The 19,834-nt window shown below is 70.0% G+C and carries 19 protein-coding genes; 11 read left to right on the top strand and 8 right to left on the bottom strand.

Features of this window, described 5'->3' with window-relative positions; genetic code table 11:
• Positions 1-512: 512 nt before the first annotated feature.
• Positions 513-2,285, bottom strand: coding sequence for a M14 family zinc carboxypeptidase (locus IEY55_RS25480; protein WP_189061081.1), 1,773 nt, complete (start codon positions 2,283-2,285; stop codon positions 513-515).
• Positions 2,286-2,520: 235 nt separating this feature from the next.
• On the opposite strand from IEY55_RS25480, the gene IEY55_RS25475 reads away from it, so the two are divergent.
• The 4 genes from IEY55_RS25475 (at position 2,521) to IEY55_RS25460 (ending at position 6,331) form a co-directional block, all read left to right on the top strand.
• Positions 2,521-2,781, top strand: coding sequence for a hypothetical protein (locus IEY55_RS25475; protein ID WP_189061080.1), 261 nt, complete (start codon positions 2,521-2,523; stop codon positions 2,779-2,781).
• A gap of 2 nt (positions 2,782-2,783) precedes the next feature.
• Positions 2,784-3,035 carry a hypothetical protein gene (locus tag IEY55_RS25470; RefSeq protein ID WP_189061079.1) on the top strand — a complete coding sequence of 84 codons (252 nt, stop codon included), beginning with the start codon at positions 2,784-2,786 and terminating at the stop codon, positions 3,033-3,035.
• An 87-nt stretch (positions 3,036-3,122) separates the two neighbouring features.
• Positions 3,123-5,918: an FtsK/SpoIIIE domain-containing protein gene (locus IEY55_RS25465; protein ID WP_189061078.1), complete on the top strand. Its 2,796-nt coding sequence runs from the start codon at positions 3,123-3,125 to the stop codon at positions 5,916-5,918.
• Complete coding sequence (locus IEY55_RS25460) at positions 5,915-6,331, top strand: hypothetical protein (RefSeq protein WP_189061077.1); 417 nt, start codon at positions 5,915-5,917, stop codon at positions 6,329-6,331. The genes IEY55_RS25465 and IEY55_RS25460 overlap by 4 nt, the downstream gene beginning before the upstream one ends.
• 62 nt (positions 6,332-6,393) lie before the next feature.
• On the opposite strand, the gene IEY55_RS25455 is transcribed toward IEY55_RS25460, so the two are convergent.
• Positions 6,394-7,035, bottom strand: coding sequence for a TetR family transcriptional regulator (locus IEY55_RS25455; RefSeq protein WP_189061076.1), 642 nt, complete (start codon positions 7,033-7,035; stop codon positions 6,394-6,396).
• Positions 7,036-7,124: 89 nt separating this feature from the next.
• Here IEY55_RS25455 and IEY55_RS25450 point away from each other — a divergent pair, with 89 nt between their 5' ends.
• Both IEY55_RS25450 and IEY55_RS25445 read left to right on the top strand, forming a co-directional pair.
• Entirely contained in the window at positions 7,125-8,147 is a 1,023-nt protein-coding gene (locus tag IEY55_RS25450; RefSeq protein ID WP_189061075.1) for an NADP-dependent oxidoreductase, read from the top strand.
• A gap of 219 nt (positions 8,148-8,366) precedes the next feature.
• Positions 8,367-8,867, top strand: a complete 501-nt coding sequence (locus IEY55_RS25445) for a hypothetical protein (protein ID WP_189061074.1) — start codon at positions 8,367-8,369, stop codon at positions 8,865-8,867.
• Positions 8,868-9,112: 245 nt separating this feature from the next.
• On the opposite strand, the gene IEY55_RS25440 is transcribed toward IEY55_RS25445, so the two are convergent.
• Positions 9,113-9,718 carry a winged helix-turn-helix transcriptional regulator gene (locus IEY55_RS25440; protein ID WP_189061073.1) on the bottom strand — a complete coding sequence of 202 codons (606 nt, stop codon included), beginning with the start codon at positions 9,716-9,718 and terminating at the stop codon, positions 9,113-9,115.
• Positions 9,719-9,801: 83 nt separating this feature from the next.
• On the opposite strand from IEY55_RS25440, the gene IEY55_RS25435 reads away from it, so the two are divergent.
• On the top strand, positions 9,802-11,013 hold the full coding sequence (locus IEY55_RS25435; RefSeq protein WP_189061072.1) for a pyridoxal phosphate-dependent aminotransferase: 1,212 nt from the start codon (positions 9,802-9,804) through the stop codon (positions 11,011-11,013).
• 111 nt (positions 11,014-11,124) lie between these two features.
• Here the strand turns inward: IEY55_RS25435 and IEY55_RS25430 are convergent, their stop codons facing one another.
• Positions 11,125-12,816 (bottom strand): FAD-binding oxidoreductase, encoded by a 1,692-nt coding sequence (locus IEY55_RS25430; protein ID WP_189061071.1) that lies wholly within the window; start codon positions 12,814-12,816, stop codon positions 11,125-11,127.
• A 16-nt stretch (positions 12,817-12,832) separates the two neighbouring features.
• Between IEY55_RS25430 and IEY55_RS25425 the strand changes: the two genes are divergently transcribed.
• Positions 12,833-13,480, top strand: coding sequence for a TetR/AcrR family transcriptional regulator (locus tag IEY55_RS25425; RefSeq protein WP_189061070.1), 648 nt, complete (start codon positions 12,833-12,835; stop codon positions 13,478-13,480).
• Positions 13,477-15,048: a glycerol-3-phosphate dehydrogenase/oxidase gene (locus tag IEY55_RS25420; protein WP_189061069.1), complete on the top strand. Its 1,572-nt coding sequence runs from the start codon at positions 13,477-13,479 to the stop codon at positions 15,046-15,048. Before IEY55_RS25425 ends, IEY55_RS25420 begins: the two co-directional genes overlap by 4 nt.
• Before the next feature lie 5 nt (positions 15,049-15,053).
• Here IEY55_RS25420 and IEY55_RS25415 read toward each other — a convergent pair whose 3' ends face one another.
• Genes IEY55_RS25415 through IEY55_RS25400 form a run of 4 tightly spaced genes read right to left on the bottom strand, consistent with a single transcriptional unit; the run spans position 15,054 to position 17,413 of the window.
• Positions 15,054-15,674 (bottom strand): DUF6346 domain-containing protein, encoded by a 621-nt coding sequence (locus tag IEY55_RS25415; protein WP_189061068.1) that lies wholly within the window; start codon positions 15,672-15,674, stop codon positions 15,054-15,056.
• Positions 15,675-15,717: 43 nt separating this feature from the next.
• Positions 15,718-16,680, bottom strand: coding sequence for a WXG100 family type VII secretion target (locus tag IEY55_RS25410; RefSeq protein ID WP_189061067.1), 963 nt, complete (start codon positions 16,678-16,680; stop codon positions 15,718-15,720).
• The gene (locus IEY55_RS25405; protein ID WP_373290058.1) at positions 16,677-16,982 is read right to left on the bottom strand and encodes a type VII secretion target; all 306 of its coding nucleotides are present in this window, start codon (positions 16,980-16,982) and stop codon (positions 16,677-16,679) included. Before IEY55_RS25405 ends, IEY55_RS25410 begins: the two co-directional genes overlap by 4 nt.
• Positions 16,983-16,984: 2 nt before the next feature.
• Positions 16,985-17,413, bottom strand: a complete 429-nt coding sequence (locus IEY55_RS25400) for a YbaB/EbfC family nucleoid-associated protein (protein ID WP_189061065.1) — start codon at positions 17,411-17,413, stop codon at positions 16,985-16,987.
• A gap of 275 nt (positions 17,414-17,688) precedes the next feature.
• Between IEY55_RS25400 and IEY55_RS25395 the strand changes: the two genes are divergently transcribed.
• Positions 17,689-18,600: an ABC transporter ATP-binding protein gene (locus tag IEY55_RS25395; protein WP_229686751.1), complete on the top strand. Its 912-nt coding sequence runs from the start codon at positions 17,689-17,691 to the stop codon at positions 18,598-18,600.
• Complete coding sequence (locus tag IEY55_RS25390; protein WP_189061063.1) at positions 18,597-19,799, top strand: ABC transporter permease; 1,203 nt, start codon at positions 18,597-18,599, stop codon at positions 19,797-19,799. Before IEY55_RS25395 ends, IEY55_RS25390 begins: the two co-directional genes overlap by 4 nt.
• Positions 19,800-19,834: the final 35 nt, after the last annotated feature.

The following is a 19,834-nucleotide window of genomic DNA, read 5'->3' as shown; positions in this document are numbered from 1 at the left end:
TTCTGACCTTGGCCGCCGCCCTCACCTGCTACAAGAGACTCACCAAGTGAGACACGCTCTAAGGGGTGTGGTTTCAGGTACGTCGCGTGTGGTCGGGGAAAAATTGCACACGTCTCGATCGACCAGTTCTGACCGCGCCATCAGGGGCGGATAGTCCTGTACCCCCGCTGAACTGACGGCGAGGCCCGCTCCGCACGGCCGGAGCGGGCACGCTCAGCTGTCCGGCCGCGCGAATATCCCTCCCCGCGACGAGTCTGGGCCGAGGAGCTGCGCGCCCAGCATCGGTACCTGGACAAGGTCGACACCTACATCCGGGACGAGCGCCTCAAGAAGATTACTCCGGAGCAGTCGCGCCCGGTGCCGGCCTGCCCGTCGGATGGGATCCGCCCGAAATCCGAGCGAGCCAAAGGGTCAACGCGCAGACAGCACGTAACGCAAGACCGCGCGGCCCCTCTGGGGCAGCAGAAGGGGCTCCGGACCACGGTCCGGAGCCCCTCCCCCATAGCCATGGCTCAGTCGGTCACGCGGGGCGGGAGCCAGGCGGTGGTCACCGGGCCCCAGTTGCCGTCCGCGTCCTTGGCTCGAACGTAGATCAGCCTGTGCCAGCCAATGTCGCCAACAGTGTTGAAGACACCACCGATGTCCACAGTGGATCCATCGCCGCGGACGTCGATCCGTTGTGCCCGGCCGCCTTCCCAGGGCGCCCGGCCCACGTACACCTCGGCCTCGACGACCTTCTGGGCCGCCGGCCGGGCGACACCCTCCTTGCCGTAGGCGTCATCGTCGGCCTCGGCGGTCACCGCGGCCCACTGCCCGTGGGAACGCTGCACCACGACGTCCGAGACCGTCGGGCCCTGCGCCATCGTGTAGGGCTGGCGTGCCACCTTCGCCGCGTACATCAGCGCGGGCCGGTTGAGCTCCCAGAAGGCGTCCTGGCACCGGTAGGCGGGGTGGAACCCGCCGCAGTCGCCCGAACCCGAGCCGATCTCGTACGTGAAGCCGGGGATTCCCAGCTTGTCGTAGGCCCAGTCGTCGGTGGACCCGGACAACTGGTACAGCACTTCCGGTGGCTGCCCGGCCTCGTACCCGTTGAAGTGGCCCATGCGGAATGCCATCGAGCGCAGGCCCGCGTCGTTCGGTGCCTTGGTGTCCTTGCTGGTCCCCCAGGGGAAGAGGACCAGGTTGCCGTAGGTGTGGATGGTGATCATCGCACCACGCGTGGTGGGTGGGGCCGCATCGTCCTCGCCAGGCCCGCGCTGGTCGGGGAACAGGCGCTCGAACAGCCCCGCCAGGCTGGAGACCTCCGGCTCGGAGGCGGCCTCGGGACCGTTGTAGACCAGCGAGCACGGCTCCCGCGAGACCCCGGTCTGGTTCCAGTGGCTGTCCCAGTTGCGGTTGAGGTCGATGCCCTCCTGGGAGCGTTGCCACGGCCCGGAACACGGCTCCGCCGAGTTGGTGTCGTTGAGGTTCTTGCGCTGCCACGCCTTGCTGGTGATGCTCACGTCGCCGCTGGCCAGGCCCTCCTGGACGGTCTCGATGCCGTCCGGGTTCACCTGCGGCACCACCCAGACCTCGGTGCCCTGCAGCACCGCGGTCACCTCGGGGTCCGTCCGGTAGCCGTCGAGGAGGTGGCTGACCAGCCGCCAGGCCATCTCGCTGGTCGTGACCTCGCGGGCGTGGATCTGCGCCATCACCAGCAACCGCGGCTTGGCCGACTCGGGGCGGGTCCGGCAACCCAGCGGCGCCGTCGCCGTGATGCACAGGGCTTCCAGGTCGTTGCCCGCGCCCAGGTCACGGGAACGTTTCCAGGAGTCGCCGTACTCGACGCGGCGCGTCAGGTCGGGGTAGCGCTGCGCCACGTCGGCGACGAACCGGTGGTAGGCCTCCACCGTCCGGTAGCCGCCGTAGTACGTCGGGTACTCGCGCCCGGAAAGCCGCCTGGGCAGCGGATAGCGGCCGCGCTCGTTGGTGCCGGCGGCCCGGGGCACGGGCCGGCTGCGCACGGTCCTGGCGCCCTCGCGGCCCAACTCCACCCGGGTCCGGTCGGTGCCGAGCACGACCACCTCGGCGCCCTCGCGGCCGACCACGTCGAAACCGCGCTCGGCCAGCCGGGTGGCCAGAGTAACGGGGTCCTCGTCCGTCCCGGTGACGTGGATCAGCTCCGGGGGTGATGACCCCGGCGAAGCCGTAGTGGCCGGCTCGGCACTGGCCTGGCCGGTGGTGGCGAGCATGGCAACCGCCGCGCAGGCCACCGCCATCCGCGTGAACGTGGGGCGTTTACGCATGTCGAAGCGTCCCTTCCGCCGACGATGCGGTCGACGGATTGTGATCATGCTGTCACCGTATGGCACAAGGCAACGAAAGTCGGGAAACTTATTACTAGTTGCGCGAGCTGCCCCTGCCCGGGGTAAGGGGGACCCCCGATGAGACGATCTCGCTTGCGCCGGGGCACGGCGGTACTAGCGTCGGAATCGATGCGGCCCAGCCACCACGGGTCGCGGTCGGGGAGCGTGGGTCGAGATGGCGAGCGTCGAGCAGGTACGGGCCGGGATCTCCCTTGCCAACGACAAGGCATCGGAGAGCATCGGTGCCCTGCAGCAGGCGGCGACCGCGATCGAACAGGCCCAGACCGCGTTCGCCGCGGCTGCCGAGGGCAGCACGCAGAGCGATGCCGAGCAGATCAACGCGATGTTCGCCCAGGCGCTGCGCGGCATCAACGAGGTGCAGCAGAGCGTGAGTTCCGCGATGTCCAGCGCCGAGAGCTACGCGAACCGGTTGTGACGGTGTCCTCCGTCGCGGAGCTGCGGGTGGCGTTGGAGGGGGTGCGGCAACACCTGTGCGAGGCATACTCCTCCGCCCGGTCGGCGCAGGCGCTGCTCGCGGAGTCGCACGGGGTGTTCGCCGACGTGGGGCGGTATCACCCGGAACCACTGACCCCACCCGAGCTGCCGGCGGCCCGCGACCGTCTCGACGACGCGCTGCGAGTGATCACCACGACGCTGGCCAGCCTCGACGCCTACACCAGCCAACTGTGACGGGCGCGGTCCGACCACACCGGATAACTTGATCACGGGTGCCGGGGCGCGCCCGCCCGGGCCCGGCGACGAGCGGCGAGGTGGGTCGTGGAGAGGCGTCACGAGCGGCGCAGGCGGATCGAGCAGGCATTCGGGGAGTTCCGCACCGCGGTGGCGACATCGCTGACCGCCGCCGCGACCGAACGGGCCAGGGCCGCGATGCGCCATGCCCGGGAGGTGTTCGAGCTGTGGGTGCGGCAGGAGGGGGTCGACACCGTTCGCACCGATCCCCGGTTCGCCGCCGCGCGCGACAACCCCGTGTTGGCTCCGGTGTTGCGCCGCGCACTGGCCGACCGGGAGCGGGCGTTCGCCGGCTGGACCGGGCACGCCCCGGTGGAGCTCGCCGAGCTGGTCGCCCGGTCCGCGCCCGGCGCCGCCGGCCAACCGTGGGAGAGCTGGCTCGCGCAGGTGGGGCGGGCCGAGGCCACCGCGCCGGTTCCCCAGCTGTGGCGGGTCGGCACCGCGGTGGTGGACCATGCGCCGACGCGGGAGGAGTTCCCGCTGGCGGTGCCGTTCCTGGACGCCGCACACCTGTATGTCAGCACCAACCACAACAGTCGCGTGGCGGCCGAGGGGCTCATCGAGGGGCTGCTGCTGCGCGTGTTGAGCTACTTCCAGCCGGGTTGCGTCCAGGTGCACGTGTGGGACGTCGGCCAGCTCACCGGGGCGTTGCCGGGGCTCTACCCGCTCACCCGCTCCGGGTTGCTCACCGTGCACGACCCGACCCAGCTCAACGTGCTTCTCGACGATCTCGCCGAGCACATCCGTCGGATCCACACCAGCGTGCTGGTGGACGGGCACCCCTCGTTGCGTGCGCTGCAGGCCGCGACGGGCCGGCGCACCGAACCGTGGCGGATCGCGGTTCTCTTCGGCAACCACGAGCGTCTCAAGGATGATGCGCAGCAGAAGCTGCAGCGAATTGCCCGCAACGGCTTGGACTGCGGCATCCAACTGATCATTGTGGACATTCCGATCACGGTGAACAGTCCTCTTGAGACAATCGAGCTCGCCGAGGGCAACAGGGGTCGCAGCACGATGACCGGCCCGCACGCCACGGTGTACATCGACCCACCGGCGCCGCGCGAGCGAACCTCCCGGGCTGTCGGCCTGATCACCGAGGACGCGATCCAGCGGCGGAGCCGGGTCTGCGCCTTCACGGACCTGTTGCCCGGCGAGCGGTGGAACGCCAGGTCCACGACAGGTCTGCAGACGCCGATCGGGTACTACGACGGCCAGCAGGTGTGGTTGACGTTGGGTGACGCGTCGCCACACGTTCTCGTCGGGGGGCCGAGCGGGTCCGGCAAGACGAACTTCCTCTATGCGATGCTGGGCGGTCTCGCCGCCCGCTACTCCCCCGACGAGCTGGAGCTCTATCTGCTGGACTTCAAGGAGGGTGTCTCCTTCGCCCAGTTCACGCCGGGTCGTAAGGATCCGAGCTGGCTGCCGCATGCCCGCCTGGTGGGGGTGAACGTCAACACCGACCGCGAGTTCGGGTTGGCGTTGCTGCGGTTCCTCACCCACGAGATGCGGCGGCGGGCGGACGCGGCCAAGCAGCACGAGGTGACGAAGCTGGAGGAGTTGCGGGCCGAGGACCCGACGGGGCGCTGGCCGCGCATCGTCGCCGTGATCGACGAGTTCCAGTACCTGTTCGCCGAGCGGGACGGGGTGACCAGCCGGGCGGTGGCGCTGCTGGAGGACGTGGCGCGGCGCGGGCGGTCGCAGGGAATCCACCTGGTGTTGTCCAGCCAGGATGTGTCCAGTATCGAGGCGTTCTGGGGAAAGCCGGCGATCTTCGAGCAGTTCATCCTGCGGGTGGCGCTGCCGAAGGCGCGGCGGGTGCTGGCGGACAACAACGAGGTGGCGATGGAGCTGCCGCGCCGGCACGCCGTGGTCAACCACGAGTCCGGGGTCCGGCTGGGCAACCAGGTGGCCCGCATCCCTGACGCCACCCGCCGGGGCACCTTCGACGTCCTGCAGGCCGAGCTGTGGCGGGCCCGGCATCCCGGGCTGGCCGAGCCCCGGCTGTTCGACGGCAGCCACGTTCCCCACCTGGCCGAGCTGGCGGACTTCCGGGCGCTCGAGCCCGGCCGGCGTCAGGCGCCCGTCGTGTTGCTGGGGCAAGTCATCGACGTGGCCGGGAGCGCCGCGAGGACGACCCTCGCGCGCAGCCCCGGGCGCAACGTGGCCACCCTGGGCTCCGCGGTGCGCGACGCGGGTCGCGTCCTCGCCTCTGCCGCGCTGTCCCTGGCACGGCAACACAGTCCCGGCGACGCACTGTTCACCATCGCGTGTCTGGTCGACGATGCGCTCGGTCCCGGACAGCGGCTGCAGCGGGAGTTGAAGGAGTCCGGGCACGACGCCGACCTGGTGGACCTGGACGGAATCCGAGGCTTCCTGGACGAGATATCAGAGCGCCTGACCGCGCGGTTGTCCAGTTCCGGCGGGGATCGGGACCGCCCGCACTACCTGGTGTTGTACGCGGTGGATGCCGCGCAGTCGTTGCTGGAGAAGAAGGAACCGGGATCGCTGAAGTCCGGTGTGGACAGTCTGCGCCAGGTGCTCCGGCACGGCCCGGAGCTGGGCACCCACACCGTCGGCTGGTGGCGCGGCGTACAGCGGCTGAAGTCGACCTTCAGCCTGGGTGGGCTGGACGACATCGGGGCGTGGGTGGCGTTCGACGTGCACGGCACGGAGCTGACCGCACTGGCCGCCGGCCAGCTGATCGGCTGGTCGCCGCGGCCGGGGCGGGGGTTGTTCTTCGACCGGTTCGCGCACACCCGCCCTGAGGTGGTCATCCCTTTCGGTGCGGGAAACGGGGTCGAGTGGGGTGAGGAGGACCTGTGACGGGCCCGGGATCGGCGGCGCAGCGGTACAAGGAGATCACCGGACGGGTGGCCGAGCTGGTGGAGCGCGAGCGGCAGCGGGACCGGGAGCGGGCCACGGAGCTGGAGCGGGCGGTCGCCCGCTCCCGGCAGGAGCTGCTGCACGCCGGTGAGCGGGAGCGCTTGGTGCGGGTCATCGCCGGCGCGCAGTGGGAGTCGGCCGTGGCCGCGCTGTGGGAGCAGCGGTGGATGAAGATCAAGCCGCTGCCGCGGATCGAGGACCTGGCGCCGCAGCGTGCCGCCGAGGTCGCTGCCCTCGACGAGGCCGCCGGGCCACCCAGCCTCAACGTGCTCGACCGCCGCATCGAACGCGCCCGCCAGGCGCTGGACGACGCGTTGCACGCCCGGCCGTTCCTGCGGATCCGACGGAGGTGAGTTGTGCCGGTTTCCGGCTCCGCGGTGTGACCGCGCCGACCCCTGATCCTGTCTGGCGGCGGTCAGGCCCAGGGCTCGCCCCAATGCCGGGTGAGCCCGGCGGTGGCAAGGTCGAGGGCGTGCACCACGCTCGCCGCGAGTTTCTCCGGCTGGTCGAGCACCCCGCGGCGGCACCCGGTCTCGAACCCGACGCGGGCCGCCGCGAACACCAGCTGGACGAGCAGGTGCGGCCGGACGTCGTCGTCCCCGGTGCCGCAGCGGCGGGCGATCTCGGCCGCCAGCAGCCGCTCGGTGTCGGCCTGCCGGCGCAGCCGGCCGGCGAGCAGTGCCGGGGTCTGGCCGGTGAGGAAGTGCGCGGTGAGGAAGCGGTCCAGCACGCCACGGTCGCCGGCCAGGTGGGTGAGCGATGTCTCGTAGGCGGCGCGCAGCGCGGGAAGTGGTCGCTCGGCGGCCGGCCGGTCGGCCAGCGCGTCCACCAGCAGCCGGTCGAACTCGACGAACGGGGCGAGCGCGACCTCCTCCTTGCCGTCGAAGTACCGGAAGAAGGTGCGCGGCGACACCTCGACCGCGGCGGCGATCTCCTCCACGGTCGTGGCGTCGTAGCCCCGGGCCCGGAAGAGCCGCACCGCGGCGTCGACGAGCGCCGCGTGGGTGCGTTGCTTCTTGCGCTCCCGCAGGCTGGCTGGTTCGGCTCGCACACTCACCCGCCCAGTCTGCCTTATGTCAGCACCTGCCTTCAGGCATATAGTGTCTTTTGTCAGTCGATGACAAACTAGCTCCTTCGGAGGCTGCGATGTCGCTGCCCACTACCGGTCGCGAGGTGCGGCTGGCCCACCGGCCCACGGGCTGGCCGACCCCCGAGACGTTCGACCTGGTCGAGACCGAGGTGCCGGCGCCGGGCCCGGGCCAGGTGCTGGTCCGCAACCTGGTGATGAGCGTGGACCCCTACATGCGGGGCCGGATGCACGAAGGGCCCTCCTATGTCGAGCCGTTCCAGGTCGGCAAGGCGCTGGAGGGTGGCGCCGTAGGTGAGGTGGTCGCGTCCGAGTCCGATGCCCTGCGTCCCGGTGACGTCGTCCTGCACGCCCTCGGCTGGCGCGACTACGCCCTGCTCGATCCGGCCCGCACGGCCAAGGTCGACCCGGACGCCGCGCCGCTGGGCGCCTACCTGGGCGTGCTCGGGATGCCCGGTCTCACCGCGTACGCGGGCCTGCTGCGGATCGCCGAGCTTCGCGAGGGCGATGTGGTGTTCGTCTCCGGCGCGGCGGGGGCGGTCGGCTCGCTGGTCGGCCAGCTCGCGAAGCTGAAGGGCGCCGCCCGGGTGATCGGCTCGGCCGGGAGCGCGGAGAAGGTCAAGTTCCTGGTGGAGGAGCTCGGCTTCGACACGGCGTTCAACTACAAGGATGGCCCGGTGCACGAGCAGCTGCGCAAGGCCGCGCCGGACGGGATCGACGTCTACTTCGACAACGTGGGTGGCGAGCATCTGGAGGCCGCGATCGGCGCGTTGCGGACGTTCGGTCGGGTGGCGGCCTGCGGGATGATCTCGATGTACAACGCGGTGGAGCCGCCGCCGGGACCGCGCAACCTGCAGAACATCGTCCGGAACCGGCTGACGGTCCGGGGGTTCATCGTCGGCGACCACGACGACCTGCAGGAACAGTTCCTGCGCGAGGTCGGGGGCTGGCTGCGCGAGGGGAAGATCACGTTCCGCGAGACCGTGGTGGAGGGCCTGGAGAACGCGGCCGACGCCTTCCTCGGCATGATGCGCGGGCAGAACATCGGCAAGATGGTCGTGAAGCTCGCCGACCGCGCCTGATGGCACCGGTGCGCGGCCGTTTCCCACGGTCAGCCCGGTGAGCGCGGAACATGGCCCGGCCCCTGTGGCCGGGCCATCGCGCGTTATCACCCGATCAGTGTTCGTCGGAGCGGGCTACTCCCGATGGCCGGCGACCCGGGTCGGGTCCACTCTCCACCGAGGGCGGTTCGTCATCGCCGGAGAGCACCGCGGCGACGGTCAGGTGAAGGGAAGGGACGCATGGCTTCCGCACTCCGACAGCTGCTGGCCGTGGGGATCGCCGTCGTGATGGTCGCGGCACTGCCGGTCTCCGCCACGGCGAGCCCCGAGGATCCTCGCCTGAACTGTGCTTTCACCGCCGTCCTCGAGTTCGCACCGGGCGTCACCGACAACCAGCGCGAAGTGCGCGTCATGGTGGCGAACGGCGAGATGAGCGGGTGCACAGGCAACGAAGGTATCCGTGGTGGAACCGTCACCGGCTCCGGTAGCGCGACCGTCGACTGCAGGCGCGGACAGGCCAGCGTGCCCGCGAACGTCGCCTGGGACAACGGGAAAACATCCGCACTGCGTCTCGATCGGCTCGACGTCGGAGGGCGAACGGCCGCTGGCACCGTGACGGGCGGTGAGTTCACCAATGACTCGGTGACGTTCCGGGTGACGTCCGTGACGCCGAGCGGCAGGTGTTCCAGCCCGAGGGGGGTCACCAGCATCGACGTACGGGGCGGGATGTCCATCAGGTAGCACCGCACCCGGCAGAGCAGTGCGATGTGGACAGTGAAAGGTCCGGGAGTAGCGAAAGCACCTTCCGGACGAGGATCTGTGGGCGGGCTGTCACTGGTCAACGGATCCGTCATCAACGACCGGCTCGCGGCTCCTCGGATCGGCGCTGGCGGTGGTGTCGTTGCCCGCATCAAGCGGCTGTGCGGTGTCGGGTGAGCACGTCGATCCGGTACTGACACACGGCTACTCACGCAACTAGGCCACAACTAGGCCGGTACCCTCTCGTGGACCATCACCTGATTCGTCGCCACCGCGTCGGCCCAGGCGAGTCGGCCGGTGACCAGGGCGGTGGCGGTTTCGGAGTCCATCGTCACCACCACGTCGGCCTGCCCTGCCGGGCCGTCGACGTAGCTGGTCCTCGGGCCTTCGAACCGCAGGACCAGGGATGCGTCACCGACCCGCACCTCGGCCGTGCCGGCGTCGCCCAGGCACGGCCGGAGGATCCCGGCGAGGGGAAGCGCGAGCCAGTGGGTGCGGAGTGAGTCCGTCGAGCGGCGCTCGCCGAGCCGCGCACCGCCCCAACCGGCGAGGGCGGTGAGCACCGGGCCCAGCTCGTGGCCGGCCGGGGTCAGCTCGTAGACGTGGGCCGGCGACCGGCCGGCCCGGCGGCGGGCGACCAGACCGTCCCGCTCCATCTCCTTCAGCCGCGCGGCCAGCACGTCCGTGCTCACCCCGGGCAGGTCGGCGAGCAGCTCGCTGTAGCGCCGGGCACCCCCGAGCAACTCGCGCACGACGAGCAGCGTCCACCGTTCGCCGAGGTGGTCCAGGGCGCGGGCGATCGGGCAGAACTGGTCGTAACTGCGACGCGGCACGCCGACAGCCTACCCACCCGGTTGGACTTTCCAAGTGGACACTTGGTAGAACCAAGCAGCGCCCCTGGGAGGAAGGCACCGACATGCAGATCACGCAGTCGAGCAAGCTCGCCGACGTCTGCTACGACGTCCGCGGTCCGGTGCTCAAGCACGCGAAGCGGCTCGAGGAGGAGGGGCACCACATCCTCAAGCTGCACATTGGCAACCCGGCGCCGTTCGGGTTCACCGCACCGGACGAGGTGTTGCGGGACGTGGTCCGCAACCTGTCCTCCGCGACCGGCTACAGCGACGCCAAGGGCCTCCTCCCCGCCCGGCGCGCCGTGGTGCAGCACTACCAGGCGCGCGGTGTCACCGGTCTGGACGTCGAGGACGTCTACCTGGGCAACGGTGTTTCCGAGCTGATCGTGCTGTCGCTGCAGGCGTTGCTGGACAACGGTGACGAAGTGCTGATTCCGGCGCCGGACTATCCACTATGGACAGCCGCGGTCACGCTGGCCGGCGGGAGACCGGTGCACTACCTGTGCGACGAGCAGGCCGGCTGGCTGCCGGACATCGCCGACATCGCCGGCCGGATCAACGACCGGACCAAGGCGCTGGTGTTGATCAACCCGAACAACCCGACCGGTGCCGTCTACCCGCGTGAGCTGCTCGTCGAGCTCGTGGAGCTGGCCCGGCGGCAGAACCTTGTGCTGTTCTCCGACGAGATCTACGACAAGATCCTCTACGACGGCGCCACCCACACCTGCACGGCCTCGCTGGCACCGGACGTGTTGTGCCTGACCTTCAGCGGGCTGTCCAAGACCCACCGCGTCGCGGGTTTCCGGTCCGGGTGGATGGCGGTTTCCGGCCCGAAGCAGCACGCCCGCAGCTACATCGACGGCCTGGAGATCCTGGCCAACATGCGGCTGTGCCCGAACGTGCCGGCGCAGCACGCGATCCAGGCGGCTCTGGGCGGGCACCAGAGCATCAACGACCTGCTGCTGCCCAGTGGCCGGCTGCTGGAACAACGGAACCGCGCCTGGGAGCTGCTGAACCAGATCCCGGGCGTTTCGTGTGTGAAGCCGATGGGCGCTCTCTATGCGTTCCCCCGGCTCGATCCGAAGGTGCACCCCATCCGCGACGACGCCAAGTTCGTGCTCGACCTGCTGCTCGCCGAGAAGCTGCTGGTGGTGCAGGGAACCGGGTTCAACTGGCCGCGGCCGGACCACTTCCGCATCGTCACCCTGCCACACGTGGAGGACCTGGAAGCCGCCATCACCCGGATCGGCCAGTTCCTCAGCGGTTATCGCCAGTGACGTTGGGAAGGGCGCAAGCACTACCCGGACAACGTCTTCCACCACCCGCTGAGCATTCCGGTGGAGCGAGTGGGCCCGGTCCGTGTTGCCGTTCCTGTCACCGAGGAGATCTCAGGTGGAGTTGGCTCGTCCCCCGTTCTGGTCGCAGCCGGGGACGAGCTTCCCGGGGTTGAGAATGCCGGTGGGATCGAGACGTTCCTTGACCGCCGCGAGCACCTCGGCACCCACCGCGCCGATCTCTCCTTCCAGCCACGGCCGGTGGTCGGTACCGACCGCGTGGTGGTGGGTGATGGTGCCGGTGGGGCCGCCCCACGCCGTGTTGTGTGCGGCGATGGCGTTGCAGGCGGCGGCCTTGGCCTGCTGCCACTGGCCGACCGGATCCACCGGATCGCGCGGCACGATCGCTGTGAAGTAGAGCGAGGCGCCCGTTTCGTAGGCGTGCGAGATGTGGCACATCACGACGGGACACCGGTTCTCGGTGGTCAGGGAGCCCACGAGAGCGCCACGGACCGAACTCCACAACGCCGCAATCTGTGACCAGTGTGTGGCTGTCTCCAGCGTCTCCACGCACACGCCGATGTCGAGCAGGGCGTCGCGTTGTCGTGGACCGGCGAACCGCTTGTGCCGCCACGACTCACCGGCGGTCCGACCCAACGTCACCGGATCGAACTCGCGGAGCACGCGAAGCGACGCCATGCGCTTCCACGCCAGCTCCCGCCCGTCCTCCACCTCCCAGCCGAGGATGAGGAGGCACGGCCGCCGGACGCGGCGCGCCCTGAGGTAGGCCCGCAACGCCGCTGTCCTCAGGCCACCGGAAAGCGCCAGCGACACCTCGGTCTCGTCCACATCGGACAGTCGGGTGACATCGGCGAGCCCCCGGTACTGTGCCATGGCCCGGACCGCGGCAACGCCGCGCTCCCAGCCGTCGAGCACGAAACCCTCGTACCGACGCGCGGTCGGCACCGGGCGCACCCGCACCGTGACCTCGGTGATGACACCGAAGGCACCTTCGCTGCCGACCACGAGCTGGCGCAGGTCGGGGCCGGCGGCGGAGGCGGGCGCGGCGCCGAGCCGCCATTCCCCGCTCGGGGTCGCCATTCGGATGCCCTCGACCATGTCCTCGAACCGGCCGTATCCCGACGACGCCTGACCGGCCGACCGGGTCGCGGCGAAGCCCCCGATGGTCGCGCGCTCGAACGACTGCGGAAAGTGGCCGAGGGTGAAGCCGTGCGCCGCGAGCAGGCGCTCCGCTTCCGGGGCGCGGACACCGGCCTGCAGGACGGCGATCCGGGACACCGGGTCAACGGAGACCAGTTGGTCCAGGTGGGCCAGATCGAGCGCGACCGCCGCCCGCTTGTCACCCCGCAGGGCGGTCACCCCGCCCACGACGGAGGTACCGCCACCGAAGGGAACGACGGCGAGGTCGTGCTCGACGCAGACCTCGAGGACCCCCTGCACCTCCGCCGGGCTGTTCGGAAGCACGACGGCGTCCGGGACCGCCAGTTCGGCACCGGAGCGCCTGCGGAGGAGATCCAGGTAGGACAGCCCGCCGGCCCGTCCCAGCCGGGCCTGGCGGTCGGTGGACACGTTCGGCTCGCCCACCACCTCGGCGAGCGCGGCGCGAGCCGGCTCGGACAGCGCCGAGTCCGCAACGGCGAGCACGGAGGCCGGGGCGGCAGGGGTGTCGGCCGGATCCAGCCCCGTGCGGGCGCGGAGCCACCGGGTGGCGTGTCCGGGTAGCGCGGTGGCCTCCCCGGAGGGGGTCCACCGGTCCCGCAGGGTGTGGTCGATGCCCTCGGTCACCGCTACAGTGTGACACATGACGTCTCAACGTCACAGTGATGCAGTGGCCCCGGTCACCCGCGTCCCAGCCAACCGGGTCGACGACGACGCCCTGCTCGACGCGGCCCGGGAGTGTGTGCTGGCCGTCGGGGTCCGCCGCACGACGCTGACCGACGTCGCACGTCGGGCCGGGGTGAGCCGGATGACCCTCTATCGGCGCTTCCCCGACGTCCGGACCCTGGTCGCCGGGCTGATGACCAGGGAGTTCGGCGCACTGCTCAACATCGCGGCGGCGAGTGTGCCGGCGGGTGCGAGCGCACGTGAGCGGCTGGTCACGGGAGCCGTCGCCGCGGTTCGGCGACTGATGGCGGACCCGCTGCTGCGCACGGTGCTCGACATCGACCCGGAGCTGCTCCTCCCCTATCTCGTCGAGCGCGTCGGTAGCACGCAGCGGCTCGCCGAGCAGTTCCTCCGAGAGCAGGTGACCGCGGGCCACGCCGACGGTTCGGTGCGCGCCAGCGACCCCGCCGCACAGGCCCGGCTGCTCTTCCTCACCACCCAGTCGGTCGTGCTGTCCCAACGCCCAGCTTGCTCCGACGGCATCGCTGTCGAGAAGTTGCTGGCCGAGCTGACCCACCAGTTGGACGCCGCCCTGCGTCCCGATCCCGAGGAGGGCCGGCGATGACCACTCCCCTACCCGCGGGCTCCCTGCGTGCCACCTCGCTCAACGCCGGGCGCCGGGCGGCCGAGCTGGCGGCGCTGGCCGACGGGGCACCGGTCGACCTGCTCGTTGTCGGGGGCGGTGTCACCGGCGCCGGGGTCGCGCTGGACGCCGCGTCCCGGGGGCTGTCCGTGGCGTTGCTGGAGGCGAACGACCTTGCCTTCGGCACGTCCCGCTGGTCGAGCAAGCTCGTGCACGGTGGGCTGCGTTACCTCGCGCACGGCGACATCGCGCTCGCGCACGAGAGCGCGGTCGAGCGAGGTGTGTTGATGACGCGCACCGCTCCGCACCTGGTCCGCGCGCTTCCCCAGCTCATCCCGCTGCACCCGGAGCTGCGACCCAGGGACGAGGCACTGCTGTTCGCCGGCTTGGTTGCCGGTGACGGGCTGCGCCGCGCTGCCCGCACACCGAGCAAGGTCCTGCCACGGCCGAGGCGAGTGCCGGCTGCCGAGGCGTTGGCGCTGGTGCCCGGCTTGCGCCGTACCCGTTTGCGGGGTGGTCTGCTTTCCTTCGACGGCCAGCTCGTCGACGACGCGCGGCTCGTCGTGGCGCTTGCCCGCACCGCGGCGGGTTTCGGTGCCCGAATCATCACGCGTGCCCGGGTGACCGAACTGACCGGTGACGGTGCCGATGCCGAGGACGAACGCACCGGGCGACGGTTCACGGTGCGCGCCCGGGCGGTGGTGAACGCGACCGGCGTGTGGGCCGACGAACTCGTGCCGGGTGTGCGGCTTCGCCCGTCCCGCGGTTCCCACCTCGTGCTCGACGGGAAGGCGATCGGGGTTGGCGGTGCGGCGCTGATGGTGCCCGTACCCGGCGAGCGGAACCGGTTCGTTTTCCTTCTGCCGCAACAGGATGGGCGGGTGTATCTGGGGCTGACCGACGAGCCGGTGACCGGACCCGTTCCCGCGGTACCGGCGGTTCCCGAGTCCGATGTGAACTTCCTGCTTGCGGTCGCGTCCTCGGCGCTGTCCCAACGGATCCCTCGTTCCGAGGTGCTGGGCACGTTTGCGGGCCTGCGCCCCTTGCTGGACACCGGATCGGATCGCACGGCTGATCTTTCCCGGAAGCACGCGGTACTCACCTCGCAGGACGGTGTCGTGACCATCGTGGGCGGCAAGCTCACCACCTACCGGAAAATGGCCGCGGATGCGGTGGACACGGCGATCGAACGCCGCGGGCTCATCGCCGGCCCGTCGCGCACCGCCCATGTCCCGCTCGTCGGCGCCGGACCGCACGACCGGCTGGCGACCGTGGAGGCGGAAGAACGCCTTGTCGCCCGGTACGGCATGGAGGCGCCGCGGTTGTCCGCGCTCGCCGAGATCGACCCGGACCTTGCCGAGACGGTGGCTGCGGGCTGCCCGGTGACGGCCGCCGAGGTGGTGTGGGCCGTGCGGCACGAGGGCGCGCTGGACGCCGGCGACGTGCTGGACCGCCGCACCCGGATCGGCCTGGTCGACGCTGACCGCCGGGCGGCTGAACCCGCGGTGTCGGACCTGGTCGCCCGCACGCTCGCCGGCGTCCTCACCTGAGCGGTTCAGGAACGGCGGTCCGGCTTCTCCTGCCCGGGCTGCTCCGGCTGCCGCCACGGCACCGGCGGCGCCTGGGCGACCCGCGCCTTCCCCTCGGCCTCCTTGCGCTTCTCTTCCTCCTCGGCTTCCCGCCACAGCTTGCGGAACGAGGGGCGCCTGTGCTTGGGAACAAGCTGCACGAGCGCGAACAACGCGGTGATTCCAGCACCGACGAAGCCACCAATGAGCCCCAGGCCCTTGCCGACGATCACCTCTCGGAACCATGACGGCCCCTCGGCCTGGATGACGTACCTGTCGAGACTCGAGGTCTTCCTGGCGTAGCGCACCTCGATCGCGCTGCCTACCGGCGCATCATGAAACCCCTGCCCGGAACTCACACTGTGTTCGCTCCGGGTTCCGTCCTGCCAGGCCACCGAGACCTGGCAGCGGCGCCAGTAGCCGAGTCCCTGGGTACTCACCGGCCCTTCGGACTCGCACGATTCCACGGTTGCCGATCCACGCTTGCCGTTGGACGCCGTCTCACCCGCCCACGTACTCAAGGTGAAGCCGAGCAGCAACACCAGCAACGCGAGACACAGGCCGAGCACCATCCTGAGGGCCCGGCCGGCGAGGAAGAGGTACCGCACAGCGCGTCATCCTCTCAGCTGTTCGTACCTAGCTTGCCGGATGTCACTTCTCTTCCTGAGGCGGGTTGAGCGTGTTGTCGATCTTGGCCGACTCTCGGGCCGTCTCGAGGCCCAGCTTGGTCACACCACTGTCGGCACCGGGCGTGAACGTGGGCTTCTTCAAGGTCAGCTTCAGATCGCCGTGGATGTTCGGCCCGAAGTCACCGAAGTCCAGTTTGCCGGGGTTCTGCGCGTTACGGACGAACTTCTCCATCGCCTCCCTCGCCGCCTTGCCGCCGCTGCCGAGGTCGTCCAGTCGCTTCATCAGGTTCGTCAGCGCGGTGCCCAGGCGCTTCATGAACTTACTGATCTTGTTGGCCCATACGACCGCGGTGGCAATGATGTCGGCGATGGCGCCGCCGAGTGCAAGGCCCGCCGTGGCGACAGCCGCCACACCCCACTCGATGGCCTTGGCGATGATCTTCCCGACCGCTTCGGCGATCAGGTCACGGACGATCGCCCGGACCGCCGCGACCACGCTACCGGCGCCCGCCACGGCGCCGGCCATTCCATCGGCGAGAGCTCCGACGCCCTCGACGCCGGTGGCATGTGCTCCGGCCATCCCGCGGTAGGCGCCTCCTGCGGCACCGTCCCAGAATCCTTCGGTGCCCTTGGCCGCCGAACGGTAGTCGTCGGCGATCTTCTTCATTTCTCCGGCGATGTTCTGCCAGGTCTGGGAGACGGCCTTGATGGCCTCCGGAGAGCCCATCAGCGCGTCGAACGGCTCACGCAGGAACGGTACGTGCTCGATCGCCCAACCAACTCCGGCTGCTGCCAGCCCGGCGAGCGGATCGGCGGCCAAGGCGAGTATTTCGATGCCACCGATACCGGCATTGATCAGCCCTTCGGCCCACTCGCCGTCCTTCACCTTGTCGTTGGCGGTGAACACGCTGTCGATGGCGCCGCTTCCCGCCGTTGGCGAGGAGTACTTGTCCTCTTGCTGTGCGACGAGGTTGTTCTCGGTCACCGGCCGCCCTCCCCGAACAGCTTCTCGTTGACGTTCTCCACGAGTTCGTAGCCCTCGGCGGTCAGGCCCAGGCCCCCGTCGACGGCGTCCAGCGTCAGCGCGGTGCCGCCCAGCACGCCCTTGGCCAGCTCGCCGGTTGCAATGACATGCATGGCCAGGAACTGGCCGAAGATGCCGAAGGCGTTGGAGTTGAGCGCGATTCCGGCCGCCTCGGTGGCGGTGTGGGCGCGTTTGGCCAGCTCCTTGATCGCCTTCTGGTGTTCCCGCACCTGGTCGGGGTCGGTGTTAAGCAGGCCGGACATGCTCACCTCATCAGGGTGTTGTTGCCGAAGTCGTCGTCATCGAAGTGGCGGCCGGGGCGGTCCGCCTCCTCCTCGTCCTGCCCGTCACCGGCGTAGCCGTGCGGAAGCTGGGACTTCACGTGGTCCAAGGCGGCGGTGTCCCCCAGGAACTCCTGCATCACCTGCACCATCTGGCCGGCCGCCGAGCGCTGCGCCTTGCGGTAGCAGTCCATGATCGCCCGGGCCAGTTCCTCCGGGTCCCGGTCGCGGACCCCACGGCCCAGCTGGATGTCGGTCAGTGCGCCACCGGGGTTGACGCGCACCGTGATCTGCCCGTCGGGGCTGCTGGCCGCGGCGCTCGTCTCGGCGAGACGGCTACTCGCCTGGTCCGCCCGTTGCTTGGCCTCGGCCAGCTTCGCGTCGTACTGCGCGAGCCATTCGTCCGGATGCATGCCTGCCCTCCCAGTCGTCAGTCCCCCATCAGATGGACGGTGTCCGGATCAGGTTCCCGGAAGGTGATTCGTGACCTTTCCGTGACCCGTTGAACACCAGACTTGTTATCGCCCGACCACGTTGCGTGCCGGTGTGGCGCAACTCTCCACGCCGCGCGGTTCCTCCTTCCCCCCAGGGGGCGCATCGGCGGGCCGGTTCGGAGACGATGGGGCGCGACTGGGGATGTCACCGCCGGGTCACCGGCTGTGACGAGCACGGAAAAGGAGGGGATGACGTGCCTGACGCGCTGCTGGAGGTCGACCGGATCTCCAAGCGCTACGGCGAGGTCGTGGCTCTTCGCGAGATGACCTTCGAGGTCCGCGCGGGGGAGATGTTCGGCTTCGTCGGTAGCAACGGCGCCGGCAAGACGACCACGATGCGCATCGCGCTGGGCGTGCTGACCGCCGACTCCGGACAGGTGCGGTGGAAGGGGGCGCCGCTCACGTTCGAGACGCGGCGCCGCATCGGGTACATGCCGGAGGAACGGGGCCTGTACCCGAAGATGAAGGTCGCGGAGCAGCTGGTGTACCTGGCCGAGCTGCACGGACTGTCCGCCGCTGCCGCCCGGCGCGCCGCAGGCGAGTGGATCGAGCGGCTGGGACTGGGCGCACGCCGGCAGGAGGAGGTGCAGAAGCTCAGCCTGGGCAACCAACAGCGGGTTCAGCTGGCCGCGGCGCTCGTGCACGAGCCCGAGGTGCTGGTGCTGGACGAGCCGTTCTCCGGGTTGGACCCGGTGGCGGTGGAGGTCATGAGCCAGGTTCTGCGGGAGAAGTGCGACGACGGCGTGCCGGTGGTGTTCTCGAGCCACCAGCTGGATCTGGTGGAGCGGCTGTGCGACCGGGTGGGCATCGTCCGGAAGGGACAGATGGTCGCCTGCGGCACGGTGGACGAGCTGCACGAGGGCGGACCCGCGCGGGTTCGCGTTCGTGTCGAGGGCGCCGGGCCGCGTTGGGTGGAGGCCCTGGAGGGCGTCCAGGTGGTCGACAAGCTGAACGGCAGTGTCGTGCTGGAGCTGTCCGAGGGCGTGGACGACCAAGCGGTGTTGCGGGCCGCGCAGGACGCCGGCCCGGTCCGCGAGTTCGCACCGCACCGGCCGTCGCTCAGCGAGCTGTTCCGCAACGTCGTCACCGAGGAGACCGCCGCATGACGCCGCCCACCCCGCTCAGCCCGGCCCGCGCCGTCTGGCTCGTCAGTCGCCGGGAGCTGAACACCCGTGTCCGGAGCAAGGCGTTCCTGTTCGGGACGTTGGCCCTCGTCCTGGTCATTGCGCTGTACGCCGGCTTGATGTTCTTCATGGGTAAGAGCAGCAACACGAGCACGATCGGTTTCACCGGTCAGGCGACTGTGGTGTCCGAGCCACTGAAGAACAGCCTGCAGGCGATGGGGAAAGACGTCGAGACGCAGTCGGTGCCCGACGTGCGGAGCGGCGAACGGCTGGTGTCCGAAGGCAAGCTCGACGCACTGGTGGCCGGTGCACCCGGTGCGTTGAAGGTGATCGTCGAGGACGGTCTCGGTGACTCACTTCGGTCCGCTTTGGACGGTGTCGCCCGGCAGCAGGCGTTGGACGCACAGCTCGCCGAGGCCGGATTGGACGTCAACAAGGTGAACCGGGAGGTCGCCGCGGCCGGCGTCGAGGTGCAGACGCTGAAGCCGGTCGACCCGGAGCGCGGGCAGCGGATGATGCTCGCCTTCGCCGTCGTGTTCCTGTTGTTCTTCTCCATCCAGACCGTCGGGCAGTTGGTTGCCCAGGGTGTCGTGGAGGAGAAGTCGAGCCGGGTCGTGGAGATCCTGCTCTCGACAGTACGGCCGTGGCAGCTGTTGCTGGGCAAGGTCCTCGGTGTCGGGCTCGTGGGCCTGATCCAGCTCGTGGTCGTCGGTGCGCTCGGGCTCGTGGCGGCATCGGCCACCGGGGTCCTCACGATCCAGGGTGTGGCGTTCGGAACGCTGATGTCCGCGCTCGGTTGGTACGTGCTCGGCTTCTTCCTGGTGGCGACCATGCTCGCGTCCGCCGCCGCACTGGTGTCCCGGCAGGAGGACCTGAGCTCCGTCATCACGCCGGTGGTGCTCACGCTGGTACTCGCGTTCGTCGTAGGGATCAACCTGCTGACCGGAAACCCGCAGAGTCCCTGGGTGGAATGGCTGTCGTTGATTCCGCCGTTCTCGCCGATCATCATGCCCGGCCGCGCCGCGCTCGGGCTGGCTCCGGCCTGGCAGGTCGCGATGGCGGTGGTGATCACGATCGCGGCACTGGCCGCAGTGTTGTGGCTGGGTAGCAGGATCTACCGCAACGCGGTCCTGCGCACCGGCGCCCGCGTCAAGCTCCGCGACGCCCTCAAGGCCGAATAACAAGGACACGAACAAGGGGGCGGGCCGCCACGCTG

Origin of the sequence: Longimycelium tulufanense (assembly GCF_014645795.1) — a bacterium.
GTDB lineage: Bacteria > Actinomycetota > Actinomycetes > Mycobacteriales > Pseudonocardiaceae > Longimycelium > Longimycelium tulufanense.
This window is presented reverse-complemented; position numbering and strand designations above follow the sequence as displayed.

Excerpts from the sequence above, each read along its gene's own strand:
- IEY55_RS25425 (WP_189061070.1), top strand. The coding sequence starts at position 12,833 with ATGACGTCTCAACGTCACAGTGATGCAGTGGCCCCGGTCACCCGCGTC.
- IEY55_RS25400 (WP_189061065.1), bottom strand. The coding sequence starts at position 17,413 with ATGCATCCGGACGAATGGCTCGCGCAGTACGACGCGAAGCTGGCCGAG.
- IEY55_RS25405 (WP_373290058.1), bottom strand. The coding sequence starts at position 16,982 with ATGTCCGGCCTGCTTAACACCGACCCCGACCAGGTGCGGGAACACCAG.
- IEY55_RS25420 (WP_189061069.1), top strand. The coding sequence starts at position 13,477 with ATGACCACTCCCCTACCCGCGGGCTCCCTGCGTGCCACCTCGCTCAAC.
- IEY55_RS25480 (WP_189061081.1), bottom strand. The coding sequence starts at position 2,285 with ATGCGTAAACGCCCCACGTTCACGCGGATGGCGGTGGCCTGCGCGGCG.
- IEY55_RS25445 (WP_189061074.1), top strand. The coding sequence starts at position 8,367 with ATGGCTTCCGCACTCCGACAGCTGCTGGCCGTGGGGATCGCCGTCGTG.
- IEY55_RS25390 (WP_189061063.1), top strand. The coding sequence starts at position 18,597 with ATGACGCCGCCCACCCCGCTCAGCCCGGCCCGCGCCGTCTGGCTCGTC.
- IEY55_RS25475 (WP_189061080.1), top strand. The coding sequence starts at position 2,521 with ATGGCGAGCGTCGAGCAGGTACGGGCCGGGATCTCCCTTGCCAACGAC.
- IEY55_RS25435 (WP_189061072.1), top strand. The coding sequence starts at position 9,802 with ATGCAGATCACGCAGTCGAGCAAGCTCGCCGACGTCTGCTACGACGTC.
- IEY55_RS25450 (WP_189061075.1), top strand. The coding sequence starts at position 7,125 with ATGTCGCTGCCCACTACCGGTCGCGAGGTGCGGCTGGCCCACCGGCCC.